Genomic DNA, 24,531 nt, shown 5'->3' with positions numbered 1-24,531 from the left:
GGTAAATAAACAGGATTTTTCTGTTGTTTAATTGAGGGGGGAGGGAGTTTATTCTGGTGTGCGAAATGATTTTTATTATTAATAAATATATATAGGTAATTTATTTTTATTATTTTTTATTTTAGTTTTGGTTATTAATTGATATAGCCAAGATAAATTTTGGCAGTCGCGTGCCGGGATATTCACGATTCCCGCATGGCCATATAGGCGCGCGGCGGGCTGCCGGTCATATTCCTGAAGAAGGTGGCAAAGGCGCTGTCGCTGGTGAAGGCCAGCCGGGCGGCGACGTCGCACTGGCGATGGCCTGCGGCCAGCAGTTCGATCGCGGTAATCAGCCGCCATTGCTGCCGCCACTGCTGGTAACTCAGCCCGGTCTCCCGCCGGAAAATGCGGCTGATGGTCTTTTCCGAGGCGCCGCTGTAACGCGCCAGTTCGTGCAGCGGCGGCAGGGTTTCCAGGCCGGCCAGATGGCGCAGACGCCGGTCGGCGGGCAGCGGCAGCAGCGTCAGTTCCCGCGGCGCCTGCGCGATCTCATCCAGACAGACCGCCAGAATATTGGCGGTGGGGCCATGTCGCCAGTCGGTGTCGAAAGCGGCGAGGGCGATGCGCTCCAGTGCCGCGCGCAGCAGCGGCGTGGCCGTCAGCACCGTCAGTCCTTCCGGCAGGCCGGGATAAGGCGCAGTGTCGAGGTATACCGAGCGGTAGCCGACGACGCCGCTGACCTGTACGCGGTGCACCACCCGCGGCGGGATCCAGGCAATGCGCGCCGGCGGTAGCATACAGATGCTGTTATTCAGCGTAATGCGCATGCAGCCCTGTTGGCTGAACAGCAATTGTCCCATGGCGTGTTGGTGTGGGCCGGAATCGTGCCGTGCCAGCTCGGCGGCAATGCCCAGTACGCTATTATCGAGCTCGTCGGGATCGAAATGATCCTGGGCGCTGAGCCATGTCATCATCTTGTCCGATTTTATCAATTTTTTGTCTTTTATATTGTAATGGCCGCCGGTGCGAAGATGCTAGTTTGTCCCCCTGTTTTGAGGGAAGGGATAGAGACGATGCAACGCAAACTGACGTTGACACTGGCAACCGTGATGATGATGTTCCCCCAACTGGCGGAGACGATTTACAGCCCGGCGCTGACGCACATCGCCACCGGGTTTCAGGTGAGCGCGGAAATCGCAGCGCAAACCCTGTCGTGTTATTTCTTCGCTTTTGCATTCGGGGTGGTGGTGTGGGGGCGCCTGTGCGACCTGATCGGGCGTCGGCCCACCCTGCTGGCCGGGCTGGCGTTATACCTGTTGGCTTCGCTGGCGGCGCTGTGCAGCGGCAGTTTCAGTATGCTGCTGGCGGCGCGGATAGTGGCGGCTTTTGGCGCGGCGGTCGGGTCGGTTGGTACCCAGACCGCCATCCGCGATCGTTTCGACGGCGAGCAACTGGCGCGAGTATTTTCGCTGATGGGGATCGCAATGGCGCTCAGCCCGGCGCTCGGCGTGTTGAGCGGTTCGCTGTTGAGCCATTACTGGGGTTATCAGGGGGTGTTCGTTGGCCTGGCGCTGCTGGCGGCGCTGCTGCTGGCCTATGCCGCCTGGCGGCTGCCGGAAACCCGGTCGCAACGGCTGGCGCCGCCGGCCTTCTGCGCCACGCTGGGGCGCATGGTGCAAGACGCCGACATCTGGCGCAGCGCGCTGCTGGTGGCGCTGTTTAATATCTGCATGTTCAGCTACTACCAGCTGGCGCCGTTCCGCTTTGCGGCGCTGGGGATCCCCGCGCCGTGGTTCGGCTACAGCGGTCTGCTGCTGGCGGCTGGGGTGGGCATCGGTGCGGCGATCAACAAGCGGCTGCTTACCGCTGGCTGGCGTTTTGGCGCGCTGCTGACGCTGGCGTGCGCGCTATCGCTGGGCGGCGGCGTGCTGGTGTGGCTGCTGGAAGAGACGCGCGGGTTCGCGCTGCCGATGCTGCTGGTGGTGATGGCGTACGGTATCGCCATTCCCAATATTCTGGCGCGCGCGCTGCGCAACTATAAGGCATGTATGGGGACTGCCGGTGCGCTTCTCGGCCTGATGTACTACCTGATGCTGGGGGCGGGGCTGACGCTGGCCGGGCTGGCGCAGCGGCCGGGCGTGGTGCTGACGCTCGGCAGCCTGTGTGCGCTGGGGCTGGCGTGGCGCGTTTGTTCGGCGAACGGCAAACAGGGCGAGGGAGCGCCTCGCCCTGAACGGTGCGATTAATTCAGCTTCGCTTTGGAGAAATCACTGCCGTTGACGTCCACCACGTAGCCGCTGAGGTTGTTGCGGGTGGCGTAAAACACCTTGCCGTTCGCCAGCGGCAGCCATGGCGCCTGTTTGGCAAACACTTCCTGCGCCTGCTGGTAGAGCTTGCCGCGCTCTGCCGGGGTGTTGACCGCAATGGCCTGCTTGATCAGCGAGTCATACGACTTGTCGCACCAGCGGGCGACGTTGGCGCCGCTCTGCACGCCGTCGCAGCCCAGCAGGGTGGCGAAGTTGTCCGGGTCGCCGTTATCCGATACCCAGCCGTACAGCGCGCTGTGCTGCTCGCCTTTGCGCAGCCCGGCCAGATACTGGCCCCATTCCCAGGTGACGATTTTGGCTTTGACGCCCACCTGCGCCCAGTCGCTCTGAATCATCTCGGCGATGCGGCGCGAGTTGGGGTTATAGGGGCGGGCGACCGGCATTGACCAGATATCGGTGGTGAAACCTTTCTCCAGCCCGGCCTGCTTCAGCAGTTCGCGCGCTTTTTGCGGGTTGTATTCATAGCCCGGCAGCTTATCGTTGTAGCCCAGCATGCCCGGCGGCAACAGCGAACTGGCCGGTGAGCCGCTCTCTTTAAATACCGCAGCGACGATGGCTTTTTTATCCACCGCATAGCTCAGCGCCTGGCGCACCAGCAGGTTATCAAACGGCTTTTTGGCGGTGTTGAACGCCAGATAGCCGACGTTCAGCCCGTCGATGCTGTGCAACTGCAGGTTCTTGTCGCGTTTAATCGCGTCGAACTGCTCGGGCAGCGGCGCCGGGATAATCTGGCATTCGTTGGTTTTCAGCTTCGACAGCCGGGTTTGCGCGTCCGGGGTGATGGAGAAAATCAGGTGCTTGCTGGCTACCTCGCCCTGCCAGTAGTGCGGGTTGGCGATGTAGCGGATCAGTGAGTCCTGTTTGTACTGCTGCAGCGCGTAAGGGCCGGTGCCGATCGGCCAGTTGTCGACATTCTCCGGCGTGCCTTTCTTCATCATCGCATCGGCGTATTCCGCCGACAGGATCGAGGCGAAGTCCATCGTCCAGTCGGCGAGGAACGCCGCGTTAGGCTGAGTCAGGGTAAAGCGCACGTGATAGTCGTCCAGCGCCTCGACCTTGGCGATCAGCTTATCCAGCCCCAGATCGGTGAAGTACTCGTAGTTACCGCCAGACACCTTGTGGTATGGGTGGTTGGGGTCTTTCTGGCGCATCACCGTAAACACCACGTCTTCGGCGTTAAAGTCGCGGCTGGGGGTAAAGAATTTATTGCGGTTGAACTTCACCCCTTTGCGCAGGGTGAAGGTGTAGGTCTTGCCGTCCGGGCTGATGGTCCAGTCGGTGGCCAGCGAGGGGGCAGGCGTTTTGTCACTGCCGCGCAGCGTCACCAGGCGGTTGTACAGCATCTGCGAGGTGGCGATAAAGGTCGGCCCGGAGGTGGACAGCTGCGGGTTGAATGATTCCGGCGAGGCTACGGTGCAGTAAATCAGCGTATCAGAGGCGGCCAGCGCGTTATTGGCCGACAGCAGGCCGGCGCCCGCCAGCAACAGGCCCAGGGTTGTTCGTTTTAATGGCATACAGGTGATGATCCTCTGAGTGATGACTGCCGGTGCGCATCGGCACACGGCTGCAAAATAAGTGCGGCGCGTCAGCGCGCCACTCCATGATTAAAGTACTCAGATCGAGGATTCGTCAAAGCCTGTTTGCGGCGACGGCGGTTTTATTGCTCAGCTCAGGGCGGCAAAGCGTGCGCGGATCTCCGCTTCCGGCAGGTCGATGCCGATAAACACCAGCGTGCTCTGGCGCGGCTCATCCGGCTGCCAGTCGCGGTCCCAGTCGGCGTTGTACAGCCGCTGCACGCCCTGGAACAGCAGGCGGCGCGGCTCGTCTTTGATCGACAAAATGCCTTTGTAGCGCAGCAGGTTGTCGGCAAACTGCAGCAGCAGTTCCTCCATCACCGTGGAGATCTGCGCCAGCTCCAGCGGCGGCTGGTGGTAGAGCACGATCGAGTGAATGCTGTTCTGCGGCTCCGCGATGCGGTGGAACACCGGCGTGCTCAGGTTCAGCCTGTCATTAAGCACGAAGCCCTCAATATCAAACAGCAGCTTGAGATCGATATCGCCGTGCAGCGCCTTGTGCACCGGGGCGCGGGCGTTGATACGCTGCAGGCGCCGGATCAGCGCCTCGCTGTCGCCGGCGACGTCGGTTTTGCTCAGCAGAATACGGTCGGCATAGCCCACCTGCGACTGTGCGATGCTGTATTTATCCAGCTGCTGTTCGGCATGCACCGCATCCACCAGCGTGATGATGCCGTCCAGCAGAAAACGTTCGCAGATCGCCGGGTGGGTGAAGAAGGTCTGGGCGATCGGGCCGGGGTCCGCCATGCCGGTGCATTCGATAATCAGCCGGTCGAAGGTCAGCTCGCCGCGGTCAATGCCGTCCAGCAGGTCGAGCAGCGCGTCCTCCAGTTCATTGGCGCGGCTGCAGCAGATGCAGCCGTTGCTCAGCGTGGTGATGCGGCTGGCGCGATCGCCGATCAGCGCGTGGTCGATCGGCACTTCGCCGAATTCGTTTTCAATCACCGCGATGCGATAGCCGTGGTCGGCATGCAGGATATGGCGTAACAGGGTGGTTTTACCGGCGCCCAAAAAGCCGGTCAGAATGGTGACTGCGATGGGTTTCATTGCGGATCCTTAATGCTCGGGGCCTAGCAGCAGCGCATGCCGCCTTTACCGTCGCCGCCGTAGCGCGCTTGCTGGCGCTCGCGGAAGAATTCTTTATAGCTCATCACCGGCTTATCCGGGTGGTTGTCCTGCATATGCTGGACGTAGGTGTCGTAGTCCGGTACGCCGACCAGCATCCGCGCCGCCTGTCCCAGATATTTTCCCGCCTGACCAAGATTGCCGAACATAGGTGTACTCCCGGAAAACGTGGTTAACGGGCGCCGCACGCAGCGCCCGTGACTCACTCTATTATGCAGGCAAATTGCCGTTAATGCTGGGGTGAAACTTTGACCTCGCCCTCAGAGTTGGACGCCGTCTGTTCCGGCACCGGCACGTAAGGGGCTTCCTGGTCGCTGCGCTGCGGGTTTTTGCGCGCCGCCAGCGCGGTTTTTATCCCGTAGAAGATAATGGCGTACACCACCAGCAGGAACAGAATGCTCAGGCCGGCGTTGGTGTAGTTGTTCACCACGATATGCTGCATATTGGCGATCTGCTGCGGGCTCAGGTCGCCGCCGGCGGCAATTTTCTGTTTGTACTCGTTGGCGAGATAGAAGAAGCCTTCCAACTGCGGGTTATCGCTCAGCAGCTTCAGCCCCAGCGCATAGGTGGTGCAGATCAGCAGCCACACCGCCGGCAGCACCGTCACCCAGATGTAGCGGGTGCGCTTCATCTTGATCAGCACCACGGTGCCGAGCACCAGCGCCACCGCGGCCAGCATCTGGTTGGAGATGCCGAACAGCGGCCACAGGCTTTTCACGCCGCCGAGCGGGTCGACCACCCCCTGATACAGCAGGTAGCCCCACAGGCCGACGCAGCCGGCGGTGCCGATAATGCCGGCCACCAGCGAGTCGGTTTTTTTCAGGAACGGCACGAAGTTGCCCAGCAGATCCTGCAGCATAAAGCGGCCGGAGCGGGTGCCGGCGTCCAGCGCGGTCAGGATAAACAGCGCCTCAAACAAAATGCCGAAGTGATACCAGAAGCCCATATCCGCCGCCGGCATGATCTTGTGGAACACGTGGGCGATGCCCACCGCCAGCGTCGGTGCGCCGCCGGCGCGGTTCAGCACCGACGGTTCGCCGATGTCTTTCGCGGTTTGCAGGATCTGCTCCGGGCTGATGACAAAGCCCCATGAACTGACGGTGGCGGCGGCGTGCACCGTCACATCCTTCAGCTGCGCCATAATCAGCGGCGCGTTATCGCCCCCCAGTTCGTGCAGGTTCGGCATGGTAATGCCCAGCGCCGCCGGCGGGGTATTCATGGCGAAGTACAGGCCCGGTTCGATAATCGATGCCGCCACCAGCGCCATGATCGCCACGAAGGATTCCATCAGCATCGCGCCGTAGCCGATGAAACGCGCGTCGGTTTCACAGGCCAGCAGCTTCGGCGTGGTGCCGGAGGCGATCAGCGCGTGGAAGCCGGAGACCGCGCCGCAGGCGATGGTGATAAACAGGAACGGGAACAGCGAGCCTTTCCACACCGGGCCGGTGCCGTCGACAAACTGGGTGACCGCCGGCATTTTCAGATCCGGGTTCAGGATCACGATGCCGATCGCCAGCCCGACGATCACGCCGATTTTCAGGAAGGTCGCCAGGTAGTCGCGCGGCGCCAGAATCAGCCACACCGGCAGCAGGGCGGAGATAAACGCGTAGCCGATCAGCGTGTAAGTGATGGTGGTGTCTTTAAAGGTCAGCGCCGGGCCCCAGTACGGATCGTGGGCGATCACGCCGCCGAACCAGATGGACGCCAGCAGCAGCACGATGCCGATCACCGACACCTCGCCGACGCGGCCGGGGCGCAGGAAGCGCATATAGATCCCCATAAACAGCGCGATCGGCACGGTGGAGCAGACGGTGAACACGCCCCACGGGCTTTCCGCCAGCGCTTTCACCACGATCAGCGCCAGCACCGCCAGAATGATGATCATAATCAGGAAGCAGCCGAACAGCGCGATGGTGCCCGGCACCGGGCCCATCTCCTTCTTGATGATCTCGCCGAGCGACGCGCCGTTACGGCGTGAGGAGATAAACAGCACCATAAAGTCCTGCACCGCCCCCGCCAGCACCACGCCGCCGAGCAGCCACAGCGTGCCCGGCAGGTAGCCGACCTGCGCCGCCAGCACCGGGCCAACCAGCGGGCCGGCGCCGGCAATGGCGGCGAAGTGGTGGCCGAACAGCACGTTTCTGTTGGTCGGCACATAGTTCAGGCCGTCGTTATTCACCACCGCCGGGGTGGCGCGACCGGCGTCCAGCTTCATCACCTTGGTGGCGATATACAGGCTGTAGTAACGGTAGGCCACCAGATACACCGCGATCGAGGCGACGATGATCCACAGTGCGCTAATGTGTTCGCCGCGCCGCAGCGCCACCACGCCGAGACAGGACGCGCCGAGTACCCCCAGCAGCATCCATGGGAGATGTTTGAAAATCCCCGTTTGTTTCATGAGATATTCCTTATTCCAGTCTGCAAAAAAATGTGTAAAAGCATCCGCTTATAGATTTTTAGGGTGCGGATGTGGTCAGGTACGTCTTCCCCGGTAATAAGGGGCAGGTTTAGGAACAGCTCATCATCGCGCGTGGCGTAAAGCGATGGCAGATGAAATTGGCCGAGCGGTGCGATAGCCCGCCGAGCGGTTGAAATCGTCGGCTGAGCGGTTCCGCCGCGCAGGGCGCGCGGCGGGCGGGGGGCGTCAGCACAGCCGGCTGGCGTGCTGCGCGTCGGGAAAGATGGCGGTGCTGAAGATATGGCCGTCGACCTGATACTGATTGTCGGGCAGCGGCTCGACCTGGTAGGCGTTCGCCAGATAGTTGTGGAAATTATTGGCGTCGCCGAGGCTGCGAAAACCGATCAGATCGTAATAGAGCAGCGACTCAACCAGCTCGCGGTGCTGAGGAATGTTCTTCAGCAGCGGCGCGGCGGGAAACGGCAGCGCGAAAAAGAAACCGCACGGGTTAAGCAGCCCCTGTTCCTTCAGCGCCGCGCCGCAGGGCAGCAGTTGATAATCATCAATGCAGATCAAATCGCTCGGGCAGATGTATTCGCTGGCGATGGCGGCGATCTGCCGGTTGATCTGCCGGTAGGCCTGGTAGTTTTCCGGCGTGAAATGGGCCAGCTCGGGGCGGTTGTGGAACACCGGCCACAGCCCGTCGTGGTAGTAGCCCTGATAGTGGTAGTGAAACTCGCGGGTGGAAAAGGGAAAGGTCACCAGTTCATAACCGTTGCTGTGCTGCACCTGTACCGGCCGGTCGGCGGCGTCGGCGAAGTTTTCCACATTGCTGTCCCAACCCAGCCACAGCCCCTGGCTTTCATCGGTCAGGGTATTCAGCGCGTAGTCCTGAACGGCGGCGATAATATCATTGGCGTCACAGTGTTTATTGGAGAGCAGAACCAGACGAGACATCAAAGGGCTCCTTGGTTATTCGTCATCAATCGGGATTACAGCGGCCAGGCGCGTTCGGCGTCGGTAATCAACTGCTCAAACTGCGCCAGCTCCGCGCTTTTACAGCTGTGCCACAGGTCGCAGAATGCCGGGCCGAGCAGCCGTCGCAGCGCCGCACAGCGTTGAAACAGCGCCAGCGCCTGCGGCTGGCTGAGCGGCAGCGGCGTTGCCTGCGGATCGTCATAGCCGTTGCCGCAGCTGGACGGCGGCAGCGGCAGATTCTGCTCCAGCCCGAACAGCATGCCGGCGAGGATGGCGGCGACGGCCAGATAGGGGTTGGCGTCGGCGCCGGCCAGCCGGTACTCGATACGCTGGTTGGCCCGATCGGCGCAGGGCAGGCGCAGCGCCACGGTGCGGTTGTTGTAGCCCCACGAGGCGCGCAGCGGCACATGCATCTCGGGGCGGAAGCGGCGGAACGCGTTGACGTTGGGCGCCAGCAGCGCCATGGAAGCCGGCATCAGCGCCAGCATGCCGCCGAGCACCTGGCGCATGGCGTCGCCGGGGGCATCGTCCTGCATGCTCAGGCGGTTGCGGCCCTGCGCATCCTGCAGGCTGATGTGGAAGTGCAGACCGCTGCCGGCCGTCTGCGCGTCCGGCTTGGCCATAAAGCAGGCATGCTGCCGGTGCTGCTGCGCCACCTGACGCACCAGCCGCTTCAGCGCCAGCAGCTGGTCGCAGCTGGTCAGCACCTCGGCGCTGTGGCGCAGGTTCAGCTCATACTGGCCGGCTGCCGCTTCGGCCACCACGCCGGTCAGCGGCAAAGCCTGCAGCCTGGCGTGGCGGGCGATATCCTCCAGCAGCGCACCGTGGCACGCCGGCGCATCAACGGCAAAGTTCTGCGATAACAGCGCCTCTTGCTGCCCGGGGCGCCGTTGCGGCGCATGGAGATAAAACTCCAGCTCGGCGGCGATCACCGGGTAATAGCCAAGGCGATGCAGACGCTCAAGTAGCTGCGCCAGCACCACGCGCGGCTCCAGCGGGCAGGGCGCGCCGTCCGTTTCTTGCATGGTCAGCAGCAGCTGCGCGCTATGCTGCGGGTCTTTGGCGCAGGGTCGTAGCGTGCCGCACACCGGCAGGCACAGCCTGTCGGGTTCGCCGGCCTGCTGGCCCAGACCGCTGTACTCCACCACCTGGCCGTTGAGATCCATTGCATACACCGACTGCGGGAAATAGCAGCCCTGCCCCAGGGCGAACAGTTCCGAGACGGCGATGCGTTTGCCGCGGATTTGGGCGTTCAGATCGTGCAGATAGATATCGACGAACTCGGTGTCGGGATAATTGTGCAGATAGTTCTCGACCTCGGCGGCGAACGGCGCTTGCCGCGCCGGTTCCGGCGCGGTTAACAGCGGATGAAAATCGATGATATTAGCGTACATGGCGGCCCCCGGTGCATTGCGGGACGCGCCGGGAAAAGGCGGTGATAACGTGCAGAGATAAATGCATGAGGAGTGCTCTCAACAGGCCATAGCGGCGACATGATGATGTTATCCGGCACGCGTAAAACCGTCTGTAAAAACGCCGTAACGATTGCGCAGGGGGAGATAAAAATGGCGTAAATAACGGGGGAAGGGGGAGTTTATGTGGCGGTGAATACGCGAGGGTTTATAGGGCGATAGTGTAAAAGGAATTGCCGTTCACGTCAGTAGCAGAGGAATACTGCACGTTTACGGCAATGCCTATGAGGCCATCTGCGCAGGGATCCCCCTGCGCTCTGGGGACGCAGGGTTATTTCAGGCTGACGCGAATAACATCGTCAGGAGCGGTAGCCTCTTTCTCGCGGCTGGCAGCCTGTTTCACGCTGACGTACAGCGTCTTGCCGTCCGGCGACAGCGCCAGGCTGTTCGGGTGGGTCGGCGTTTTCAGGGTTTCCCGCACCTGGTAGGTTTTGGCGTCAATCACGCTGACGGCGCCGGCCTTACGGTGGGTGACGTACACTTCGTTGCGCGCCGGGTTAAACAGCACGGCCAGCGACTCCGGCACGTCGATTTTCTGCAGAATATCGCCGTTGCGGGTATCCACCACCAGCAGCTGCGGCTGTTTGGAGTCGGTGATAAAGGCGCGGTGATTCGCCGTATCCAGGCTGATATTCAGGAAGAAGTGCTCTTTGGATTCATCCAGCTTCTTGCGCGTCAGCACCTTGTTGGTGGCAGTGTCGATGGTGACCAGTTCGCCTTCGCTGTTGGTGACGTACAGGCGCTTGGCGGCGGCGTCCAGCGCCAGGCCGGTGCCGAATTTGCCGGTGTCGGTAATGGTGGTGCGCAGGGTCATATCCTTGCCGTTTACCACCCAGACCACGCTGGACTCGCCCAGACCGGTGATATAGACGGTATCGGTGCTTTCATCCGCCACCAGTTCGCGCGGCGCCAGCGGTTTCACGCCTTCGGCGCGTTTGCGCGCATCCAGCACCAGCCGGCCTTTCACCTCGCCGCTGGCGGCGTCGATGGCGGTGACGGAGCTGTTGACGGTGTTGCCGAAGAACAACGTGTTGGTTTTGTTATTGATAGCGGCGCCGAACGGCTTGATATCGTTGTGAATAATCTGGGTTACGTCCAGCGTGGTCGGATCCAGGCGATACACCACGCCGCCTTTGTCCAGTTTACGGCTTTGCGAGGTCGCCAGATACAGCGCGTTTGCGCTTTGGCTGTACGCCATTTCATAGGCGCCTTTACCGACCGGCTTGCGCAGCAGTTCGGATTCGGCCTGCGCCTGGGACGCGGTGGCAAACAGCATGGTGGTCAGCAGCATCAGAGGGAAAACCGCGCGCCCGCCAAGGCGACGGCCGGTTGTCATTACAGCGTTCATAACATCTCCATATGGTTAAAATTATTATTGCCGCGCAGCGGCCGGAACGGCTCAACATTGGCTTCAAAGGCAGTAGCCTGCCGGGCGTGTCGTCGCACGCCGGTTATTATTTGAGAATAATAATCATTATTCATACTAAAGGGGAGCGGTTTATTGCCGACGGGCCGTTGAATGGCCGTCTGCGCAGCGCTCAAGGGCGGAGAATCAGCCGGCCGTCGGGGGTTTTGGCGAGGGAAAATTCGTGGGTATATTTACGCCGCTCACGATCGTGATTAAGCGAAACGCCCATCATCACCGCATAGTTGCCAACCTGCCAGGCGGCCTGCGGGTATGTGACGCACTGGCCGGGCAGCAGTGCCGGCAGCGGATGAATGTCAGGCGAGGTCCAGACAATATCCCATTGCTGCGATGACTGCCGGGAGACGATGATGCCGCGGTTTTGCAGGCTATCGTGAGGGCTGACGCTGTCGGCAGGTACGGCGAAGCAGGGCTGGTTATCTTGCAGCGAAACCTGCAGCGGGTAATACCACTGTTTTTCCAGCTGGCAGCCGCTTAGCGTCAGTAGGCTAAGCAATATCCAGGGTATTTTTCTCATGGTAAATTCCTTCTATTTGCGGGGTCTTTCAAAAATAGTCGTAGAACCCATTCGTAGCGCCTTTTTAAGTCAGGTCCTTTTATCCCCTGCATATTTGATATGGCATCAAATCCGTTACGCCCGAATTTGATTAAATAAAAATAATCAGCAAGAATGCTTGCCTGAACTTCCATTCCATAATCTGATAATAACCTATAGTCTGGCAAGGAATACTTGTATGACACAGCCCAGCTACCTAACCCTCTAAGTCGTACATTTACGCCCAGTTGATACTGCCAAACATGAGCCATTTCATGAATGAACCAATGTTGATCATTAGCATTGGCTATGGAAAAATCTTCTTTGAAATGTTTGGGCATAAAGTATATTTCACCGTTCGGTGTGACGGCTGTGTCTTCGTTTTGTAGTCCAAAAGGAAAATAGCTTCCGTTATGAACCATCACTCGTGAATAGTCGATTGAGTTCTTATATATATAGCGTGATAAAGTTATTTCACCAGTACTAAGTTTTCTTGACTTCCCTTTTGGAATGACCATTTATTTTTGTCCTTAAAAATAATTTTGGAAAAAATATAATATCTTTACATCAATGGAAATGATCCATGACATGTTTATCGCTGTTATTTTTTCGTCCTATTTTCCTGCCCCACCGGCGACGGCCGGCGCGTCGATGGATGGCGGGTGTTGACCGATCTGGCCTATCTTGAAAGAGAAGACGGCGCATTTGTACTGCGCGAACGCGCGCCGGACGTGGCGCTGGCGCCCCCCTGAGCAGAGGAGCATGAGATGCAGCAGATGAACACGATGGTACTGGGTGCGGGGCTGATGGGCATCGGCATCGCTACGCATTTTGCCCGTCACGGGCGGCCGGTGCTGCTGTACGACACCGACCCCGCGCGTCTGGCGGAGGTGCCGGCGGCGGCGGGCAGCATTCTGGCGGAGCTGGCGGCGGCCGGACTGGCCGATCCGCAGGAGAGTGTGGCCACGCTGGCGCGTCTGCACACCACGAACGAGCTGGCGCAGGCGGCGTCGGCGCAGCTGCTGATCGAGGCGATCCCTGAACGGCTGGCGCTCAAACACACGCTGTACGCCCAGCTGGAAGCGCTGATCGCCGACACGGCGATTATCGCCAGCAACACCATCGGCCTGCCGCCGGACCAGCTGGCGGCACCTCTGCGCCATCCGGAGCGGCTGCTGATCGCCCATTTCTGGAACCCGCCGCATCTGATTCCGCTGGTGGAGATCGTGCCCGGCAGCGCCACCGAAGCGCGTCATCTGGCGACGGTCGAACGGCTGCTGACGGCGCTGGATCTGGAGGCGGTGGTGTTGGATCGTGCTGCGCCGGGCTTTGTCGGTAACCGCCTGCAGTTTGCGCTGCTGCGCGAGGCGCTGCATATCGTGCAAAGCGGCATCGCCAGCCCGCAGGTGGTCGACCAGGTGATGCGCGCCTCGCTGGGGCGGCGCTATGCGATGGTCGGGCCGCTGGAGGCGGCCGATATGACCGGGGACACCGTGGCGGATATCGCCCGTCATCTGTTGCCGACGCTGGCCGCCGGCGACGGGATGATGACGCTGGTGCAGGAAAAGGTGGAGCAAGGGCAAACCGGCCTGCGCAGCGGCGACGGCTTTTATCGCTGGGACGACGCGCGTAGGACGCGCATTGCGCAGCGGCGTACCCATCAGCTGCGCTTTGCGCTGAAGCCTTAAACCACCGCGAGCATCAGATCGATGCCGGCCATGAATGCATTGGTCGCGTTAGCGGCCTGCAATATGGACGGCGGCTGGCTGGCGCAATAAATAACGCTTTGGCGGATGCCGCCGCGACGGCATCCGTTAGCCAATATTTCCCTGTGGTAATTATCACGCCCCGCACCTATTTTAACGTCCGTTTTATTTTTTCTGATTTGTTATGAAATATTAATGGCCGGCCGTATTATCGGTTAGAGAACGACATTTATGCTGATTATTTGCACATCATTTATTGTTTTGTTGCCGTTGGTAGCATTCTGATACGTTTTTATTTCTTCGCCGCTGCCATTTATCTTTTTATGTATTAGGTCATGAGATTTTATCCCTTGCGTCGCTTTGTTATATCGGGTAATTATTAATTTATGGCCAAGAGCCATGGCAGTTAATAATAAGAAAAACTTATTTCAGACAGGGGTAGTAATGAAAATGATAAAAACGCCAATTATTATTGGCGGCGTCCTGCTGTCGGCGTTATCCGGCGCCGCGCAGGCGGAAATTACCATCTTGGAGAAAAACCCGCAGAGCAATGTGTTGTTGGCGCCGCTGAGTTTAAAAGTGGGCGGCAGCATTCGGCCGGAATGGATTTTTAATAATGGCCCGGAGCCGGGCTATGATAAAAACGGTCATGACGGCGGCACGCGCTTTCGTTTCAGCGCCGATTACGCCCTGAGCCAGCATACCTCGGCTATCGGCTACTACGAATGGGGTGTGGATCTGGCGCACGCGCTGAGCTGGGACGGGCACTACGACGAAGACGGCAAGCGCGACTATCAGCGCCAGCTGTATGGCGGTTTTAAAGACGATCGCTACGGTACGCTGACCTATGGCCATCAGTACGGCATCTATTATTCCGTGGTCGGAATTAAAAGCGACGTCTGGGATAACGATGGCCACGCCGGCGGCACCGGCATTGGTATTTCCGGCGACTATGACGGCGGTAATAAACCCAAAAACAGCCTGAAATATACCAATGACTTTGGTCCGCTGACGCTGTACGCCAACTATTTGCTGCCGGAAGATGATTTGCATACCGCCAATAACCTCAGCTACCGGCGTTCCGGCGGCGGCGGGCTGGGGTTCGATTATAAAATCGATCCGACGCTGACGCTGAGCGCGGCGTATAGCTACACCGACGCCAAGGTGAAAGATGACCGTTATAACGAGCAACAATATCACCAGCAGCTGTCAGGGACGGCGCTGACCTGGCAGCCGGACAACTGGTATATCGTCGGTACCGCCAGCTACTATAAAGATTATGTGCCCAGCACCCGCGAGCGCAGCCTGTCGCACTTCTTTGCCGGCGACGGTTACGGACTGGAAGGGTTTGTCGGCTATACCTTTAATATCGACAAGCCGTTCCTGAAATCTGTCCAGCCTTATGTGGCGGCGGACTCGCTGCGGCTGAAAGGGCAGGAAGATTACCACGCCAATCACGTCTATCTGGGGGCAGGCACCACCATCGGCTACGGCCTGTCGGTGTATGTTGAACGCACGCTGGCCAACAGCAGCGACAATGAGCCGGACTCCACCTGGGTGACGGTGTTTTACGACTTCTGACCGCCGGGCGCCGCGCTCGCGGCGCCTACATGGCGATGGTGCCGGACGGCATTGGGCCGTCCGCCGCCTTTTCCGCCAGATAGCGCGCCGGCGGCTTGCCGACCGCTTTCCTGAACATGGTGACAAAGCCGCTGGCGCTCTCATAGCCCAGGTCCAACGCCACGCTCTGCACGCTGACGCCCTGCGTCAGGCGTTGCAGCGCCAGCATTACGTGCAGCTGACGTCGCCAATGGCCGAAACTCATCCCCAACTGCTGCTGCAGCGTACGGCTCAGCGAGCGTGTGCTCATGCCGATATGCTGCGCCCATTGCGCCTGCGTGCGCTTATTCGCCGGGTCCGCCAGCAATTGATCCATCAGCTGGCGGATACGCGCGTCCTGGGAGACCGGCAGATGCAGATTTTCCACCGGCGCCGCCGCCAACTGATCCAACAGCACCGTCGTCAGCCGGCCCTCGGCCCCGTGCTGGTCATACAGCGGGGTAAAGCGGCTGGCAGCCAGCAGCAGTTCGCGCAGCAGCGGTGAAATGGTCAGGGTGCAACTGCTGGCAGGCAGATCGCCAGCGGCGGCCGGGTCGACAAACAGGGCATAACACTCGGTGGTGCCGGTGCCGCGCGCGCTGTGCAGCACATTGCCGGGCATCCATAGCGCACACTGTGGCGGCACCAGCCACAGCCCGTTTTCCACCTCGCAGCGCAGCATGCCGCGCGCGGTATAAATCAGCTGCGCCTTTTGGTGACGATGCGGCTCGACTTCCCAATTTTCGTGAATCGTCGCGCCCTGCACGGCGAACACCGGGCGCGGCACGTTATCAATGTCCAGACAGGCCTTTTTGGTGACAAAAGACATGAGAATGACTCTCATTTTGGCGTAAATGAAAAATAGTATGTCCTGATTGTGCAATGCGGTCTAGTGCCGTTGTCGATAAAGTAAGCGGCAATCCGATAACTGTTTGCAGGAGATGCAAGATGTCCTTTGACGCCGCAACCTTCCCTTATGTCCGCATGTATCGGCCCGCCGGGCAGCCGCGTGACGTCGTCGCCGAATTTGCCGAATTTGGTGCGCTGCTGGCGCGGCGGCAGCCGTTTGTGATTGTGTGTGAACCGCGCTCTGACGAGCAGGGAGAGCCGACCCGCGATGAACGCACGCAGGTCGCGCTGTGGAAACGCGAACACCGCGCCGCGCTGAAACAGTATGTAAAAGGCATGGTGATGATCGAGCCGGATAGCGCGCGGCGACTTGCCGCCGGACCGTTTGCCGAGTACTCCAGCAGGTTCTGGGGATACCCGGTCGAGGTTGTGGCTGATAGCGAACAGGCGCATCGGCTGGCGCAGGCGTGGTTGAATCAATAAGGGGGCTATATGCATCAACGGGCGGTGATTAATCAGCTGCTGGCGTGGATCGAACAGAATCTGGAGCAGACGCTGTCGCTGGATGAGATCGCGGCGAAAGCCGGCTATTCCAAATGGCATCTGCAGCGGATGTTCAAACGCCAGACCGGCCACGTGCTGGGCACCTATGTGCGGCGCAGAAGACTGAGCGCTGCGGCGCGCGAACTGCGGCTGACGGGCACCAGCGTGGCGATTATCGCGGATAAGTATCAGTTTGACTCCCAGCAGACCTTCACCCGCGGTTTCCGCCGGCAGTTCGGGCTGCCGCCGGCCGCCTACCGCCGCAGCGCGGAGTGGCCGGGCTACGGCATGCAGCCGCCGCTGCGCTTGTGCGCGCCGCCGCTGCCGGCGGCGGATTTTGTCGAACTGCCGGCAATGCGGCTGGTGGGGCGGACGCAGCGCCGAACGCTGACGTTAAACGAACTGAGCCGACGGAAAAAAGAGCTGCGTCAGAGCGCCTGGAATGCGCTGCGCTGCCCGCTGTCCGGGCCGCCGGCGGTGGCTTACGGCCTGGCCCGGCTGGATGTCGACAGCCGCCAGCAGGATCGTCAGTGCATGGCGTACACCGTTGCCCTGGACGATGAGCAAACGGCGGGGGAGGAGGTGAGGATTGAACCGGGAGAGTACGCCAGCTTTGTCTACCAGGGGCAGGCGGAGGATTTCCAGAATTTTATCGCCCGCGTTTACGACAGCGTGATGCCGGCGTTGAACGTGGTGCGCCGTCCGGGTAGTGATATTGAGCGTTTTTACCCCGCGCAGGGCGGGTTTTACCATCAGGCCGGCGCGGCGATCCACTGCGAATATCTGATCCCCATCCGCCGTTTATCGGCGCAGGCAACGCGGCGTTGAGCGAAATCAACACGTGAAAACCGGCGCATGATGCGCCGGCGGTGGAGGTGATGATGTCGCGATCCGAGGGGCGGATCAGGCGACGCGGATGGCGTTCATAAAGATATTTCTGCTGGCGCCGGTGCTTTGATGCACCAATAGCTTCAGCCCGTCGACCTTGAACTGCATATTGGAGGCATACACCACGTTGGTAATAAACGCTTCATTGCCCCTGACGGTGACGTTCGCTTCCCCTGAGATACCCGTCGTGGTGGAGGTGACGTATACCTTCCACATGGCGATAGTGGCTGAAGTATTCGCTCCCAGCGAGAAGATCCAGGTCGGGCTGTTATTGGGCACGTTAACCGATTTATTTAACCCCAGCAGCTTGCTCTGATTGAAAAGGCGTAAATGGGTTCTGACCTGTGTTTCGTCCTTATACGCGCTGATAAACGGCGTATTGCTGTGGCTGGTGGCCGTCATCTCCAGGCGGTCCGCCGTGCTGGCCACGCCAAGGCCGCGATAGTTGGAGGTATCGTTGATTGACGTTGCGCTGGCCGCCCGGTACTGGCTGGTGAAGAGGTTATGCCCGACCAGACCGCCGATATATTCAGGCTCAATAATGCATTTGCCGAAACCACCGGTGCGAATATTGGCGACTACGTCAAAGTAGCGGGCTTCGGTGGTGGTGCAGGTAATGATTTTCTCCGCCGTGGCCTTCCAACTGCCATCCTGATTGCTCAGCGGCTTGCCTGCCGTCCAGGTGCTCTGGCCGTCCAGCGCATTCTGCGTATCGGTGACCAGAATGTAATAGTTGCCCTGATGATAGGAAGGCTCCGTCAGTACCGTGCCGGTGACGACGCCGTCGCTGATGGTGTCGCCGAAGCCGATAACTTTGCCGTTATTTTCCGTATCCGGGTTGTTGGCGCCTAGGTTCATCCAGACCGAGAACTTGCCGTTATAGTCGTAGGTGCCCTTGTAGATGTTGGTGTACTGCGCCCCCGAGAGCAGAATTACCCCGCCATATTTGTTTGAGGCGAACCATTGAATATCAAATGAATGGCACTCCGCGACGGTAGTAAAGCCCGGCACTTTATCGCCGGTGCCGATCAGTGCCCCCAGATAGCCGCCGTACCAGCTGCAGCCGGCGAGATCGTTCATCCCCGTTACCCGCTGGGTGTCTTTATAGCAGCGGTAACCGATAATGAAGTTTTTCATGCTGCCGCAGTACAGCCTTGAGGCGGTGATGCCGTTCCCCCAGTTTCTGAACCAGGTCGCTTTATTGGCGCCATTGAAATATTCGACGCGCAGGTCAATGTTGTTTTGACTGCCGGCGGATTGATGGGGGGCGATCGCCGGTGTGGCATCCCACCATTTTTCCGGCAGCGCGGGGAACTGCTCGCCGACAATCAGCGATTGCAGGTGCAGTGCAAAGCCGTTGCCGTCAGAGCCGATTAACAGTGTTTTATTAATCAGGTAGTTGCCCTTGCCGACAACTTTTCGATATTTATTCACGCGGGCATGGTCGATGGCTTTCTGGATTGCATCGCTGTCATCGTGCACGCCGTCGCCAACGGCGCCGAACATTTCCGGTGATAAGAAATAGCCGGTATTTTCTTCCAGGGTTGTACTCATCATTATCTCTCCGTTATACGTTTACAGGTGAGCGGAACATGGGCTCGGGACAATGGTATAAACGGATAGCGTTGCCGGCACGGGATGCCTGTTGGGTGACGGCTGGCTAAACAAGGCGGTGATTTCTGAGGGGCGGAACAGCGGCGTGTGAACGGCGTCTGGTGGGAGATGGCGATACGGGGATAGGGATTGCGCGGCCGATAGTGATGAAAAAATGCGTGCCGATCGGCGTGAAAATTTCACACTTTTGCTTAAGTGAACATATAATGCGCATCCGGCCGTTACAGGCCGGAGAGAATTTTGACCGATATTGCCAGTGCGGCCCACCAAACCAACACGAAGATAAACATGAGCATTCGCGCGTTATTAACCCTGTTTACGGCCCTGGTGGCGTTCAGCCAGACCGCCCTCGCCGTTGTTTACCCTCTGCCGGCCAAAGACAGCCGTCTGGTGGGGGAGAATATCCAGATCCAGGTCCCTGAGGACAGCAAGCTGCCGCTGGAAAGTTTTGCCGCGCAGTACCAGATGGGGCTGAGCAATATGCTGGAAGCCAACCCGGGCGTCGATCCCTTCCTGCCGAAGGCCGGCAGCACGCTGACCATCCCGCAGCAGCTGATTCTGCCGGATACGCCGCGTCAGGGCATTATTATCAACAGCGCAGAAATGCGTCTGTACTACTACCCGAAGGACACCAACACCGTAGTGGTGCTGCCGATCGGCATCGGTCAGTTGGGTAAAGACACGCCGATGAACTGGGTCACCAGCGTGCATCGCAAGAAAGACGGCCCGACCTGGACGCCAACCGCCAAGATGCGTGAAGAGTATGCGGCGCAAGGGGAAATCCTGCCGGCGGTGTTCCCGGCCGGCCCGGATAACCCGATGGGGCTGTATGCGCTGTATATCGGCCGCCTGTACGCCATTCACGGCACTAATGCCAACTTTGGCATCGGCCTGCGCGTCAGCCACGGCTGCGTGCGTCTGCGCGCCGACGATATCAAATACCTGTTCGATAACGTGCCGGTCGGCACGCGCGTACAGTTTATCAATGAGCCGGTGAAAGCCTCGGTCGAGCCGGACGGCAGCCGCTATCTGGAAGTGCACAACCCGCTTTCCGCCAACGAAGAGCAGCTGAAGTCGAAAGATCCGGTGCCGGTGATGCTGTCGCCGGCGGTTGGCAAGGTGCTGATGGACAGCGGCGTCAACCAGAGCGAAGTCGACGCGGCGATCAAAGCGCGTTCCGGCATGCCGGTGAAAGTGAACTGAGCCACGTTCGCTGAGTCATAAACGATAGAATGCCGGTCGGTGCGAACTGACCGGCATTTTTTTGCGGGCAAGACGCCTGGCTTTACGGCGCCACCGCCTCTCTTGCCGCGCACAGCACCTGCAGCGCCAGGTCGAGATCGTCTTTGCTGTGGTGGTATGTGACGTTCATCCGTAAGCGTTCAAGGCCTTTGGACACTGCCGGATACCCCACCGGCATCACGTAAATATCCCGCTGGTGGCAGTATTGCGCCATCGCAAAGGCCTGGCTTTCGCTGTAGATCATAATCGGTACGATCGCCGCCTGCTCCGCCCTGACTTCAAACCCTTCTCTGCGCAACGCTGCGACAAAATAGGTGATGTTTTCCATCAGCTTTTTCCGCCGCTGCGGGCCTTCCTGCTCCAGCACGTCAAACGCCGCCAGCATGGCTGCGGTGGTGATTGGCGAGAGCGCGGCGCTGAAGATAAAGCCGCGGGCGGTCATGCGCAGGTAGTGGATAACCGCCTGCGTGGCGGCGATAAAACCGCCTTGGCCGGGCAGCGTTTTGCTCAGCGTACCCATCAGAATGTCGATCTGGCCGCGGCAGGCGAAGTGCTCTTCAATACCTTTGCCGTTGGCACCCAGCACGCCGAGGCTGTGCGCTTCGTCAACCATCAGCAGGGTATTCGGATGCCGATCGCGCAGGGCGATCAGTGTATCCAGCGGTGCCAGATCGCCCTCCATGCTGTAGACGGCATCGATAATAATCAGCTTGCGCGCCTGCGGCGGCGCGGCCGCCAGCTGTTGGTCGAGGGTCTGCATGTCGTTATGGGGAAACCTCACGACCTGCGCGTTACCGATTCTGCAGCCGTCGATAATGCTGGCGTGGTTAAGTTCGTCGCAAAAAATCACGTCGCCCTTACCGAGCAGGCTGTCGATCACCGTCAGGTTGGTCATAAATCCGGAGCTGAAGGTTAATGCGGCTTCACGGCCAAAGAAGCCGGCGATGCGCTGTTCCAGCCGCTCGTGAATATCCAGGTTGCCGCCGAGCAGGCGTACGCCGTGGGTGCCGGTGCCGTATTGTTTGAGTGCGCTCAGCGCCGCTGCTTCGATAGCGGGATGTTTTAACAGACCCAGATAGGAGTAAGTGCAGAAATTAAGTTTGCGCTTGCCTTCACTGTAGATCCAGGCTTTGTTGTTATCGTCATAGCCGCTTATTTTGCTGAAGAAGAATGAATAGTCACTATTGAGCTTATGGTAGCGGGCAGCGCCTCTGGCTATTTTCTTGTCAAACGCAGACGGTTTATTTATTTGCCGATCGCTGCGGGTATCTGGCGTAGCGTCAGGGTTATGTTCTTTCATCCTTTATCCTTATTTCTCATCGTTTCTTTATTGATGTTCTATTTTTGTCCGGCGGATACGTTCCAGAATGTATCAAAATGACTAATCAATTACTCTAGGATGAAATATTGGAATGCCTCAGTATTTCATTAATTTTCCTGGGGGCGATGTTAATAATCCGCATGTTTATTAATAATTATGATTGTTTGATAGTTAATAAAGAAAATATTTGCTCCATAAATATTCAGCCCGACTTGACAGAATAAGATGAGGTTATGCCTAATGGCCGTCAGTTTTACGCCGCTATGGAGTTACCCGTTGATTATGAGTCACGATGCCGCCAATGCGCGTTTTGACGTGCCCGGCTATGAGCTGGTGTACAGCGCGCCGGTAGAAACCTGCCTGCAGAATGATGACCTGCGCGACAGCGCCGAAGTCTGGCAGCAGATGTTCGCCCAGGCGCGGCAGCGCATCGATATCGCCCAGTTTTATGTGATGAACCAGCCCGGCAGCCGGCTGGATGCGGTGCTGGCGGAGCTGCGCCGCGCCGGCGAGCGCGGGGTGAAAATCCGCCTGCTGCTGGAGCGCAAGGGGCTGCGTAATTCGGCGGCGGATACGCTGGAACAGTTGGCGGCGATCCCGCAGCTGGCGCTGCGCGTGCTGGACTATCAGCCGCTGAGCGGCGGCATTATGCACGCCAAATACCTGCTGGTGGACGGCGAACAGGCGTTTGTCGGCAGCCAGAATTTTGACTGGCGGGCGCTGGAGCATATTCATGAGGTCGGGCTGCGCGTCAGCGATGCCGGCGTGGTGCGCCAGATACAGGCGGTGTTTGAGCAGGACTGGCAGGCGCAGGCGTTGCAGGCGCAGCAGCAGCCGGTGCCGCCGTTGACCTATCAGCCGGCGCCGCCGGCGGACAGTTATTTGCTCGCCAGCCCGCGCGCGTATGTGCCGCCGGGGGTGACCGATACGCAGAGCGAGCTGCCGCGGCTGTTGGCGGCGGCGCAGCGGCGGGTGCGGGTACAGGTGATGGAGTATGCGCCGCTCTCCTTCGGGCCGGGGCGCAGCCGCCCCTATTATGCGGTTATCGACAACGCCCTGCGCGGCGCGGCGGCGCGTGGTGTCCAGGTGGAGCTGATGGTGGCGGACTGGAACACCAAAAAGCCGGAGATCGCTTATCTGAAGAGTCTGGCGCTGCTGCCGAACGTACAGCTGAAAGTGGTGACCATTCCCGCCGCCAGCAGCGGGTTTATTCCCTATGCCCGGGTGATCCACAGCAAAATCATGACCATTGATGAGCAGCTTGCCTGGGTCGGCACCAGCAACTGGAGCGGCGGTTATCTGGATAATTCGCGAAATCTGGAGCTGGTGCTGCATAACGATGCGCTGACCGCGCGGCTGGACCAGCTGTATCAGCAACTGTGGGACAGCCCGTATGCGGCGGCGCTGCGTATTGAGGAAGACTACCCGACGCCTCGGCCGGGCGGCTGAGGCATCTGCGGGGAAACAAAGGCCGATGTATCAAGCCGTTGCTCCCCCGCTTTAAGGTTTACCGATCTTTCTTCTTGCCGAAGAGTTTGATCAGCGCGCCGACAATCAGGCCTACGGCGATGCCGGTCAAAATCCAGTCGATAATGCTCATGTTACTTCTCCGCTATTTCCTTGATCGAATTATATATTCATTCGATATGGAATGCCGCCTCTATCATCTGTTGCCGCTGCCGGGCGGAGTAGTCGAGCAGCGAGTTTTTACTGTTGGACTTCTCCACGCTGATGCGCAGCTCGTCCGCCGTCAGAGCCAGCGGTTCCTGCCAGAACGGCGCGATGGCGTGTTCGGTGATGAAGTCGCTCAGGTAATGCTCGGGGCTGCCCGGATGTTGCGGGAACAGCCGCCCGGCCAGTTCTTGCATCAGCCGGCGCTGCTGCGGCTGCTGGCTCTCTGCCAGCAACTGCAGGAACGGCAGCAGCAGGCGGCCGCACACCTGGCCGTGATGGTAGTCGCGCAGTGCGCCTACCTCGCCGGCGATGCCGTGGATCACGCCCAAACCGGCGCTGCTCAGCGTCAGGCCGCCGAGATAGGATGCCTGCATAATGGCTTCGCGCGCATCGTCGCTGCGGTTCAGCGCCGGCCAGGCGTCGAGGAACAGGCGTATGCCGCTCAGCGACTGCTCGCGCGTCAGGCTGCTGGCGGTTTTTGACAGGTAGGCCTCGAACAGATGGGTGAAAGCGTCAATCGCGCAGTAGGCCAGCACGTGGTCGGGCGCGCGCTGCAGCAGCTGCGGATCGAGGATCGCCGTCTGCGGCACAAAATTGGCGTGGCGCAGCGAGGCTTTAACCTGTTTGACGCGGGTATCGGTGATTACCGCGTTTTGGGTGACTTCGCTGCCGGTGCCGGCGGTGGTGGGAATGGCGATCAGCGGCAGGGTGGCGCCGCTGATGGGCGTGTCGCCCACCTTTTCCATATAGCGCAGCGTCGGCAGCGGGTGTTCCACCAGCGCTGAGAATGCCTTGGCGGCGTCGATCACGCTGCCGCCGCCGATGGCCACCACCCGCGCCGCCTGGCCGCGCCAGCGTGCGACCCACTGGTCCAGCTCCTGCGGCGAGGCCTCATGGCTGACGATCTCCCGGCCGATCAGCAGCGGATCGAGCTGCGGCGCCAGCGCGGCGTATATCGGGCCATTGAGAAACGAGCGGCAGCTGAACAGCAGCGTGGGCTGCGGATCCTGCTCCAGCTGCGGGATCAACTGTCCGATGGCGCCCTGGCCGAACCAGGTGTGGCGGTTGGCAATGGTGAGGGTCATGCATGGCTCCTTGGCGAACGGCAAAACGCCAGCATAATTCAGCCCGGCGGCGTGAACCACGATTTCTTGCCATGCAACAGCTTTATAGATTTAGTTTTTTAGCGTCAAAGCTCATAGTTAATTGGCCCGGTAGCTACAGATTCGGGTGTTGACCTTCAGCGCGCATCACGGGCTGCCGAACAAGGAACCT

At 59.6% G+C, this 24,531-nt stretch carries 21 protein-coding genes; 7 read left to right on the top strand and 14 right to left on the bottom strand.

Going from position 1 to position 24,531, the window contains the following annotated elements; genetic code table 11:
• Positions 1–182: 182 nt before the first annotated feature.
• A complete protein-coding gene (locus tag HF675_RS20630; RefSeq protein ID WP_105233200.1) occupies positions 183–953 on the bottom strand; it encodes a helix-turn-helix domain-containing protein in 771 nt (256 codons plus the stop codon).
• A 102-nt stretch (positions 954–1,055) separates the two neighbouring features.
• Here HF675_RS20630 and HF675_RS20625 point away from each other — a divergent pair, with 102 nt between their 5' ends.
• Positions 1,056–2,228 carry an MFS transporter gene (locus tag HF675_RS20625; protein ID WP_187043681.1) on the top strand — a complete coding sequence of 391 codons (1,173 nt, stop codon included), beginning with the start codon at positions 1,056–1,058 and terminating at the stop codon, positions 2,226–2,228.
• Here HF675_RS20625 and HF675_RS20620 read toward each other — a convergent pair.
• From HF675_RS20620 to HF675_RS20580, 9 genes are all read right to left on the bottom strand, one after another.
• Positions 2,225–3,823: an ABC transporter substrate-binding protein gene (locus HF675_RS20620; RefSeq protein WP_105229620.1), complete on the bottom strand. Its 1,599-nt coding sequence runs from the start codon at positions 3,821–3,823 to the stop codon at positions 2,225–2,227. The two genes, HF675_RS20625 and HF675_RS20620, sit on opposite strands and share 4 nt — an antisense overlap.
• A 150-nt stretch (positions 3,824–3,973) precedes the next feature.
• On the bottom strand, positions 3,974–4,930 hold the full coding sequence (gene yjiA, locus HF675_RS20615) for a GTPase (protein ID WP_187043680.1): 957 nt from the start codon (positions 4,928–4,930) through the stop codon (positions 3,974–3,976).
• Positions 4,931–4,953: 23 nt separating this feature from the next.
• Positions 4,954–5,157 carry a YbdD/YjiX family protein gene (locus tag HF675_RS20610; RefSeq protein ID WP_015670749.1) on the bottom strand — a complete coding sequence of 68 codons (204 nt, stop codon included), beginning with the start codon at positions 5,155–5,157 and terminating at the stop codon, positions 4,954–4,956.
• Positions 5,158–5,237: 80 nt separating this feature from the next.
• A complete protein-coding gene (locus HF675_RS20605; RefSeq protein WP_105229622.1) occupies positions 5,238–7,409 on the bottom strand; it encodes a carbon starvation CstA family protein in 2,172 nt (723 codons plus the stop codon).
• Between the two features lie 246 nt (positions 7,410–7,655).
• Positions 7,656–8,366, bottom strand: coding sequence for a trehalose-6-phosphate synthase (locus HF675_RS20600; protein WP_111737783.1), 711 nt, complete (start codon positions 8,364–8,366; stop codon positions 7,656–7,658).
• Between the two features lie 35 nt (positions 8,367–8,401).
• Positions 8,402–9,781, bottom strand: a complete 1,380-nt coding sequence (locus HF675_RS20595; protein WP_187043679.1) for a glutamine synthetase family protein — start codon at positions 9,779–9,781, stop codon at positions 8,402–8,404.
• Positions 9,782–10,130: 349 nt separating this feature from the next.
• On the bottom strand, positions 10,131–11,207 hold the full coding sequence (locus tag HF675_RS20590; RefSeq protein ID WP_187043678.1) for a YncE family protein: 1,077 nt from the start codon (positions 11,205–11,207) through the stop codon (positions 10,131–10,133).
• A gap of 190 nt (positions 11,208–11,397) precedes the next feature.
• Entirely contained in the window at positions 11,398–11,802 is a 405-nt protein-coding gene (locus HF675_RS20585) for a putative T6SS immunity periplasmic lipoprotein (RefSeq protein ID WP_187043677.1), read from the bottom strand.
• A complete protein-coding gene (locus HF675_RS20580; protein ID WP_105229627.1) occupies positions 11,799–12,338 on the bottom strand; it encodes a hypothetical protein in 540 nt (179 codons plus the stop codon). The genes HF675_RS20585 and HF675_RS20580 overlap by 4 nt, the downstream gene beginning before the upstream one ends.
• Before the next feature lie 249 nt (positions 12,339–12,587).
• On the opposite strand from HF675_RS20580, the gene HF675_RS20570 reads away from it, so the two are divergent.
• Both HF675_RS20570 and HF675_RS20565 read left to right on the top strand, forming a co-directional pair.
• Positions 12,588–13,508: a 3-hydroxyacyl-CoA dehydrogenase family protein gene (locus tag HF675_RS20570; RefSeq protein ID WP_105229628.1), complete on the top strand. Its 921-nt coding sequence runs from the start codon at positions 12,588–12,590 to the stop codon at positions 13,506–13,508.
• A 462-nt stretch (positions 13,509–13,970) separates the two neighbouring features.
• Positions 13,971–15,107 (top strand): porin, encoded by a 1,137-nt coding sequence (locus tag HF675_RS20565; protein WP_105229629.1) that lies wholly within the window; start codon positions 13,971–13,973, stop codon positions 15,105–15,107.
• A gap of 25 nt (positions 15,108–15,132) precedes the next feature.
• Here the strand turns inward: HF675_RS20565 and HF675_RS20560 are convergent, their stop codons facing one another.
• Complete coding sequence (locus HF675_RS20560; protein ID WP_105229630.1) at positions 15,133–15,954, bottom strand: helix-turn-helix transcriptional regulator; 822 nt, start codon at positions 15,952–15,954, stop codon at positions 15,133–15,135.
• 119 nt (positions 15,955–16,073) lie between these two features.
• Between HF675_RS20560 and HF675_RS20555 the strand changes: the two genes are divergently transcribed.
• Together HF675_RS20555 and HF675_RS20550 are read left to right on the top strand one after the other, a co-directional pair.
• Positions 16,074–16,457, top strand: a complete 384-nt coding sequence (locus tag HF675_RS20555) for a hypothetical protein (protein ID WP_160028573.1) — start codon at positions 16,074–16,076, stop codon at positions 16,455–16,457.
• A 9-nt stretch (positions 16,458–16,466) separates the two neighbouring features.
• Positions 16,467–17,345 carry a helix-turn-helix domain-containing protein gene (locus tag HF675_RS20550; protein ID WP_187043676.1) on the top strand — a complete coding sequence of 293 codons (879 nt, stop codon included), beginning with the start codon at positions 16,467–16,469 and terminating at the stop codon, positions 17,343–17,345.
• Positions 17,346–17,420: 75 nt separating this feature from the next.
• Here the strand turns inward: HF675_RS20550 and HF675_RS20545 are convergent, their stop codons facing one another.
• Positions 17,421–18,962 (bottom strand): glycosyl hydrolase family 28-related protein, encoded by a 1,542-nt coding sequence (locus HF675_RS20545; protein WP_187043675.1) that lies wholly within the window; start codon positions 18,960–18,962, stop codon positions 17,421–17,423.
• 339 nt (positions 18,963–19,301) lie between these two features.
• On the opposite strand from HF675_RS20545, the gene HF675_RS20540 reads away from it, so the two are divergent.
• A complete protein-coding gene (locus HF675_RS20540; RefSeq protein ID WP_187044776.1) occupies positions 19,302–20,222 on the top strand; it encodes a L,D-transpeptidase family protein in 921 nt (306 codons plus the stop codon).
• Positions 20,223–20,304: 82 nt separating this feature from the next.
• Here HF675_RS20540 and HF675_RS20535 read toward each other — a convergent pair whose 3' ends face one another.
• Positions 20,305–21,561 (bottom strand): aminotransferase class I/II-fold pyridoxal phosphate-dependent enzyme, encoded by a 1,257-nt coding sequence (locus tag HF675_RS20535; RefSeq protein WP_105229633.1) that lies wholly within the window; start codon positions 21,559–21,561, stop codon positions 20,305–20,307.
• Between the two features lie 303 nt (positions 21,562–21,864).
• On the opposite strand from HF675_RS20535, the gene HF675_RS20530 reads away from it, so the two are divergent.
• Positions 21,865–23,031, top strand: a complete 1,167-nt coding sequence (locus HF675_RS20530; RefSeq protein ID WP_187043674.1) for a phospholipase D-like domain-containing protein — start codon at positions 21,865–21,867, stop codon at positions 23,029–23,031.
• A gap of 188 nt (positions 23,032–23,219) precedes the next feature.
• Here HF675_RS20530 and HF675_RS20525 read toward each other — a convergent pair whose 3' ends face one another.
• Positions 23,220–24,341, bottom strand: coding sequence for an iron-containing alcohol dehydrogenase (locus tag HF675_RS20525; protein WP_187043673.1), 1,122 nt, complete (start codon positions 24,339–24,341; stop codon positions 23,220–23,222).
• Positions 24,342–24,531: the final 190 nt, after the last annotated feature.

Source organism: Serratia sp. JUb9 (assembly GCF_014298095.1).
GTDB classification, from domain to species: Bacteria; Pseudomonadota; Gammaproteobacteria; order Enterobacterales; family Enterobacteriaceae; genus Serratia_B; species Serratia_B rhizosphaerae.
This window is presented reverse-complemented; position numbering and strand designations above follow the sequence as displayed.